Origin of the sequence: Leyella stercorea DSM 18206 (genome assembly GCF_000235885.1) — a bacterium.
Lineage (GTDB): Bacteria > Bacteroidota > Bacteroidia > Bacteroidales > Bacteroidaceae > Prevotella > Prevotella stercorea.
Genome location: NZ_JH379446.1, coordinates 64474 through 71959 on the forward strand (window position 1 = coordinate 64474; position 7486 = coordinate 71959).

Consider the following 7486-nt stretch of genomic DNA (forward strand, 5'->3'; position numbering starts at 1 on the left):
AAAACAACTATTATATGCTTTTTTCTAACATAAAAAGGATTACTTTTGTTTTTTTTATTAACTTTGCAATTAAATAAAAAGGACTTGTTATGTCCATGACAACGTAATTAATTGGTTATTAAACAATAAAAGTTATGAAAAAGTTAATAATTGCATTAGCAATGTGTGGCTTATCAATGAGTGCCATGGCTCAGGAGACAACTGATCCAACACTCAAGCATAGCGTTGCAACAAATTCATTCTGGAGCAATTGGTTTCTTCAGGCTGGTGCTGACTGGAACGCATTCTACTCTAACGAGGAGCATGGCAGCGGTCTGAGCCGTAGTCCGTTCAAGAAATTCCGCGCTGTTCCTGGCTTCTCTGTAGGCGTAGGTAAGTGGTTCACACCTGGTCTCGGTCTGCGCACCAAGTTCAGCGGCGTATGGGGTCGTACCGTGGTTGACGAGCACAAGCACAAGAACAACTATTGGACACTCAACGAGCACATTCTCTTCAACCTCAGCAACATGTTCTGTGGTTATAACGAGACACGCGTGTGGAACGCCATTCCGTTCTTAGGTGGTGGTATCAACCGCAACTGCTCATACGACCGCTACAACATGAACCTCGCAGCAGGTTTCCTCAACACATTCCGCCTCTCAAAGCACTTCGGTCTCTACCTCGAGCTCGGTTGGACATACGCAGAGTCTGACTTCGACGGTGTAGAAGCAGGTGGTACATCTCAGAAGTCACTCTGGGAGGGCAAGGACAATAAGTTCTATGCAGAGGTTGGTATGCAGTTCAACCTTGGCAAGTCTACATGGAGCAAGACTCCGGACGTAGACGCTATCAAGGCACTCTCACAGTCGCAGATTGAAGCTCTCAACGCTGAGCTCAACGACGCTAAGGCAGAGAACACACGTCTGAAGAGCCTCCTCGCTGCAAAGAAGGACGAGCCAGTGGGTAAGAATGACGTTAAGACATACACCAACACTCCGTTGTCAGTATTCTTCAACATCAACAAGGCTACTATTGCTTCACGCAAGGACCTCGTAAACGTTGAGAATTTGGCTGAATACGCTAAAGACAACAAGGTTAACCTCGTAGTAACTGGCTACGCAGACAGCTCTACCGGCTCTGCTGCTTACAACCAGAAGCTCTCTGAGCGTCGTGCAGAAACAGTTGCTAACGAACTCGTTAAGATGGGCGTTAGCCGCGACCAGATTACAACAGAGGGTATGGGTGGTGTTAAGGAACTCTCACCAGTTTCTTACAACCGTCGCGCCACTGTTAAGATTGCCGACTAATCATCGGGCATAAACATCGCAATCGTATAATTACGACATACTGGGCATTCCGCTAAGGAGTGCCCTTTTTTCATACCTTATCCGCAACAATAGAATAGAACATCTACCAAAGAGCAATATTTTTGCAACCAATCAATTAATATGTCAGAAAAGATGTGTAAATTTGCGGACAACAGCTCCCACAACGTGGGAACACGGCAATAAAACCACTATATAACAATAGGTATAGATGAGATATTTGAAAACAATTAAACAGGTGCTCGCTGCTGTGGCAGAACCTTTACGCCGTAACTGCACGTTTGCAGTGTTCATGTACCTACTCGGCTGCATAACGGCATGGGCTACGCTGCCCAACGTGCGCGGAGCACACCTCTACGACAACCTCTACCTCGAGTTGTTCCTCGATGTCTATGTGCTCACGCTGATACTCACCCTCTTACCACGCAAGGTGATGATATGGGTACGTGGCTTCTTCTACGTTGTGCTATACGCCACGGCAGTGGTGGATGTCTACTGCTTCGTGAAGTTTCAGTCGACACTGACCCCGACGATGCTGCAACTCGTCGGCGAGACCGACTCGCGCGAGTCAGGCGAATTTCTGCGTTCGTGCGTGTCGCCCGATGTGCTGATGAGCGATGTGGGCTGGGTGCTGCTATTGCTGTTCGTGCACGTGCTCACGGCACTGCGTCTACGCTTTCCCCACTTCATTCCACGTCGTTGGCGCGAGCTTATCAAGTCGATATGGCTGCGCACCTGCGAGCTACTGCACCGCGCACGCCCCATTATAGGCACAGCCGTGCTTACGCTGCTCGTATGGTCGGTGTGCTCAAGCGCACATAACAAGGTTGCTACACACAAACTGATGTCGGGCACCACAATCGGCGAGGTGGAGCACACGCTCACCGAGAAGGATCACGCCGTACTCTACCAACCTGTCTACCGTCTCGTGTTCAGCATCTATGCCAATACGCTCACAGCTAAACAGATCGACCGCCTGGTGCGTACGGCAAAGACAGTGACGGTCGACTCATGTTCGTTCCGTTCGCCTAACATCGTGCTTATCATCGGCGAGAGCTTCAACCGCCACCACTCGTCGCAGTACGGCTACGTCATGCCCACCACGCCACGCCAACAGAAGTTGGAGCGGCAAGGCAGACTGGTGAAGTACACCGACGTTGTATCGCCGTGGAACCTCACGAGCTTCGTGTTCAAGCACCTCTTCTCGCTCTACTGCGTAGGCGACAAGGGCGAGTGGTGCGACTATCCGCTCTTCCCCGAACTGTTCCGCAAAGCGGGCTACCACGTGACGTTCCTCACCAACCAGTTTCTGCCGAAGGCTAAGGAGGCGGTGTACGACTTCAGTGGCGGCTTTTTCCTCAACAACCCGAAGCTGAGCGCGGCGCAGTTCGACACGCGCAACACGCAGCTCCACCGCTACGACGAAGACTTGCTGAAGGACTACGACGAGCTGAAGGGACAGAACACAGAGAACAACCTCATCATCTTCCATCTGTTAGGGCAACACGTGGCGTATCGCCAACGCTCGCCGAAGGAGCATAAAAAGTTCCGTGGCGACGACTACAAGGAGATGAAACCGCATCTGAACGCACGCGAGCGTCAGACGCTTGCCGACTATGACAACGCCATTCTATACAACGACTCGGTTGTGACGGAGATAGTGAAGAAGTTTGAGAACGAAGATGCCATCGTGATTTACGTGCCCGACCATGGCGAGGAATGTTACGAGGGCGACATGCACTTCTTCTGCCGTATGCACTCGGCGAAGATAGATGCCCGTCTGGCTCACGCCGAGTTCGACATACCGATGTGGATATGGTGCTCGCGTCAGTATATCAAGAAGCGTCCGGAGGTATTCCGCCAGGTAGTGAACGCTCGCAACCGACGCTTTATGACCGACGCACTTGCGCACATGCTGCTCTACCTCGGCGGCATTCACGCCCGCGACTACAAGGAGCAGTACAACTTGCTGTCGCCCGAATACGACGAGAGCCGCCCGAGAATATTAAAGAACACTACGGATTACGACAAACTTTAAACTCAAAAAATGCTTACCCGCACAGAATGTTCCGCCATGCGCGGACTCGCAATAATAGGAATCTTCCTGCACAACTACTGCCACTGGCTCGGCTTCGCCGTAAAGGAGAACGAGTACACGTTCACGATGTCGAAGGCAAGTAGTCTGATGCAGGCTATCAGCAGCCCCGATTGGAACCTGCCCATCCACCTCGTATCGTTCTTCGGCCACTACGGTGTGCCGGTGTTCCTCTTCCTCTCTGCCTACGGACTCGTGATGAAATACGAGAAGCGCGGCGGACTCGCGAAGAAGCAGACCGACGTGCTGCCGTTCCTGAAGCACCACTACCTGAAGCTCTTCAAGATGATGACTGTGGGCTTCGTGGCGTTCACCATGGTCGATGCTATCACACCTGGGGCGCATAAGTATCACGTCGTGGACATACTCGGACAGCTCTTCATGTTCAACAACATGATGCCCGACCCCGACCATGTCATCTGGCCCGGACCCTACTGGTTCTTCGGACTGATGATGCAGCTCTACATCGTCTATCGACTGCTGCTCTGGCGCAAGGGCGACATCTACGCTCTGCTGCTTGTTGCCGTGTGCTGGGCGATGCAGGCATTCTGTGCCCCCGAGGGCGAGACGCTCAACTGCATACGCTACAACTTCATGGGCGGTGTGCTGCCCTTCTGTGCCGGACTGCTCTACGCACGCCACGGCAGAGAGTTGACGCACGGCGTGCGAATGACCGTAATGGTTCTGTCGGTTGTGGCAGTATTCTTCTTCAGCTTCAACTTCCACACCTGGCTGTGGGCACCGCTCTTCGTGTGCATCGCCACGATTGGCATCGTGAAGCTGCTGCCGAAGACCGCGAACGAATGGATAGCATGGGTGGGCACCATCTCTGCCGCTCTCTTCGTGCTGCATCCGCTCACACGAAAGATATTCATACCAATCTCTCGCCACGGCGACGTGTACACGGGTCTGCTGCTGTACATCGTGGCATCGATAGCATTGGCATGGTTCTACCATAATTTCAAGCTACGCAATGAAGATACCAAGCATTGAGTTAGGAAACATATCGCGATTTCGCGCCGAACAGATGGGAGCAGCAATGCTCTTCGTCATTCTGTTCCATGTGGCACTCGACCGCGGCGACCCGTTCTACGGACTGCGCCGCTGCGGCAACGTGGGGGTCGACATCTTCCTCTTCCTGAGTGGCGTGGGTCTGTGGTTCGCGTGGACAAAGACACCGTCGGTGAGCCACTTCTACCGCCGCCGACTCATCCGCATACTGCCCACATGGCTCATCTGCTCCACGGCGTTCTACCTACCCGACTACCTCGGAGCGCAGCGGTTCTCGAAGAACGTGGTCGACTTGCTCGGCGACATCACCATCAACTGGGACTTCTGGCTGCACGACGAACTGACGTTCTGGTACGTGCCAGCCATCATGCTGCTCTACCTCATCGCGCCATGGTATATGCGCCTCATCAGACGCTACCCCACCTATCGCTGGCTGCCGTTGCTTATGGTGGTTTGGTGCGTAATGGTGCAGTGGGTACTGCCGATACATGCCGTCGTGGGACACTTGGAGATATTCTGGAGCCGCGTGCCAATCTTCTTCATCGGCATCAACATGGGCGAGATGGTACGCTCGCGCAGGCAGCTGCCGCCCGACGCTGTGTGGCTGCTGCTCATCACGTTCCTCATGACGTTCGGCACATGCCTCTACCTTGAGCAGGTGCGCCACGGACTATTCCCGCTCTTCGTGGAGCGTATGCTGTACATACCGTTCACGGTGTGCAGCGTGCTCGTGATGAACCGCATCTTCCGCCGCACACCCGAGTGGGTGAACCGCTCGTTCCGCATGGTAGGTATGCTGAGCCTCGAAGCTTATCTCATACATATCCATTTCGTACTGGTGTATGTACAACCCATGGGCTTTGGCTATTGGGGAACGTTCGCCGCAACAGTGGCTATCACGCTGCCTGCAGCGTGGGTGCTGCAGAAGGTTACGAGTTTCGCCCTAAAGCTCTGCACCCAAAAGTAATATCACCATCACACCACCTCAACACCTCACCACCTCAACCCCTCAACACCATCTCAATATGATAAAAAACATCTTGCGCCTTACGCGCCCTAAACAGTGGATAAAGAACTTCTTCGTTTTCATCCCAATGTTCTTCGGTGGCGAACTCTTCAATATCAACTCAATAGAACTCGTGACGCTCACCTTCTTCGCCTACAGTTTCGTAGCATCGTCGATATACTGCTACAACGACATCGTGGACGTTGATGCCGACCGCAACCACCCCGTGAAGTGCCACCGCCCCATTGCGTCTGGCACTCTGTCGATACGCATGGGCTACACACTGATGATAGCGATGTTCGTGCTCGGCATCGGTGTGGCATTGCTCTTGCCGCCTGAGGTGATGAGCAACGTCATGGCAGTCATCGTGTTCTACTACGTGCTCAACCTCGCCTACTGCTCCAAGCTGAAGCAGTACGCCATACTCGACGTGTGCATCGTGGCGTTCGGCTTCGTGCTGCGCATCCTCGCCGGAGGCTTCGCCTGCGAGCTGCCGCTGAGCAACTGGATTGTCATAATGACCTTCCTGCTCACGCTCTTCATGTCGTTCGCCAAGCGCCGCGACGACGTGCTGCGTATGAACGAGACGGGCGAGGCACCGCGCAAGAACACCGTGCGCTACAACCTCACGTTCATCAACCAAGCCATCACCATCACCGCCTCCGTCACGCTCGTCTGCTACATCATGTACTGCGTGTCGCCGGAGGTCGTGGAGCGTTTCCAGACGCCCTACCTTTACCTCACATTCGTCTTCGTGCTCATCGGTCTGCTGCGCTACATACAGATAGCAGTGGTCGACCAGAAGAGCGGCGACCCCACAAAGATCATCCTGCGCGACCACTTCTCGCAGATTATCGTGGTGGCGTGGCTGCTCACGTTCCTGCTCATGATATACGTTATATAATATGAAACGACTCTACGCATTCGACTTCGACGGCACGCTGACGACGGCGGACACGCTGTTGGTGTTCATACGCTACGCCTGCGGCACATGGCGCTTCATCGTGGGGTTCCTGCTGCACAGTCCGCTGCTGGTGCTGATGAAGCTGAAGCTCTACCCCAACTATCGCGCCAAGCAGCGCATCTTCGCGTGGTACTTCCGCGGCATGGAGCTGAAAACGTTCGACGCGCTGTGCCGACAGTTCGCCGAGCGCAACGCCTGCTTGATAAGGCCGAAGGCGAAGGCATTGCTCGAACGCCTTTTCAGCGAGGGCGAGAGCGTGTGCGTGGTGAGCGCGAGCATCGACAACTGGGTGCGCCCGTTCTTCACGAACATGGCAAAGAATAGCCGGTCGAACTTCTGTGTGCTCGGCACGCAGGTGGAAACAGACAACAACGGACTGCTCACCGGACGCTTCCTCACGAACAACTGCTACGGAGTGGAGAAGGTGGAGCGACTCTGCAAGCAATATCCCGACCTGACCGTACACCGCAACGACTACGTCATAGAGGCGTTCGGCGACAGCAGGGGCGACCGTGAGCTGCTTACCTTCGCCGATAAAGCCCACTTCAAGCCGTTCAGATAGACAATTAGGTCAATAAAGTTTTGATTACGAGCATCTGCGTCGACCGATGCGGACATCTGCGCCGACCGATGCGGATGTCTGCGCCGACCGATGCGCGACACCAAAGTAAAACAATAAAACACTACTACTTTAAATAAGCAACGACATATAAGCATGATAGACAAACAGAAACTTGGCGAAGTGATACGCTTCGGCATCGTCGGCGTGTTGGCAACCATACTGCAGTATGCCATCTACTGGCTGCTCATACGCTGGCTCAACCCGAGCGTGGCGATGACCATCGGCTACCTCATCAGCTTCGCGTTCAACTTCGTGGCATCTACACGCTACACGTTCCGCGTGAAGGCATCGGCAAAGCGTGGCGCAGGCTTCGCCTTCTCGCACGCTGTCAACTATGTGCTGCAGATGCTCACGCTCAATCTGTTCCTATGGCTGGGCATACCGAAGCAGTGGGCACCTATCCCGATGTTCGCCATCTGCGTGCCCGTGAACTTCGTGCTCGTGAGATTCTTTTTAAAAGTAAAAAGGTAAAAAAGTAAAAGAG

Annotated in this window: 7 protein-coding genes; all 7 read left to right on the forward strand. The window is 53.6% G+C overall.

What is annotated here, in order from left to right; all coding sequences use genetic code 11:
* Positions 1-134 precede the first annotated feature (134 nt).
* The 7 genes from HMPREF0673_RS09190 (at position 135) to HMPREF0673_RS09220 (ending at position 7473) form a co-directional block, all read left to right on the forward strand.
* A complete protein-coding gene (locus HMPREF0673_RS09190) occupies positions 135-1286 on the forward strand; it encodes an OmpA family protein (RefSeq protein WP_007901287.1) in 1152 nt (383 codons plus the stop codon).
* A gap of 229 nt (positions 1287-1515) precedes the next feature.
* Entirely contained in the window at positions 1516-3342 is a 1827-nt protein-coding gene (locus tag HMPREF0673_RS09195; RefSeq protein WP_007901293.1) for a phosphoethanolamine transferase, read from the forward strand.
* Between the two features lie 9 nt (positions 3343-3351).
* On the forward strand, positions 3352-4392 hold the full coding sequence (locus tag HMPREF0673_RS09200) for an acyltransferase family protein (RefSeq protein WP_040596718.1): 1041 nt from the start codon (positions 3352-3354) through the stop codon (positions 4390-4392).
* Complete coding sequence (locus tag HMPREF0673_RS09205) at positions 4373-5377, forward strand: acyltransferase family protein (RefSeq protein ID WP_007901296.1); 1005 nt, start codon at positions 4373-4375, stop codon at positions 5375-5377. The genes HMPREF0673_RS09200 and HMPREF0673_RS09205 overlap by 20 nt, the downstream gene beginning before the upstream one ends.
* 58 nt (positions 5378-5435) lie before the next feature.
* Positions 5436-6320, forward strand: a complete 885-nt coding sequence (locus tag HMPREF0673_RS09210) for a decaprenyl-phosphate phosphoribosyltransferase (protein ID WP_007901297.1) — start codon at positions 5436-5438, stop codon at positions 6318-6320.
* 1 nt (position 6321) lies between these two features.
* Positions 6322-6942: an HAD family hydrolase gene (locus HMPREF0673_RS09215; RefSeq protein WP_007901298.1), complete on the forward strand. Its 621-nt coding sequence runs from the start codon at positions 6322-6324 to the stop codon at positions 6940-6942.
* A 153-nt stretch (positions 6943-7095) separates the two neighbouring features.
* On the forward strand, positions 7096-7473 hold the full coding sequence (locus HMPREF0673_RS09220) for a GtrA family protein (RefSeq protein ID WP_007901299.1): 378 nt from the start codon (positions 7096-7098) through the stop codon (positions 7471-7473).
* Positions 7474-7486 lie beyond the last annotated feature (13 nt).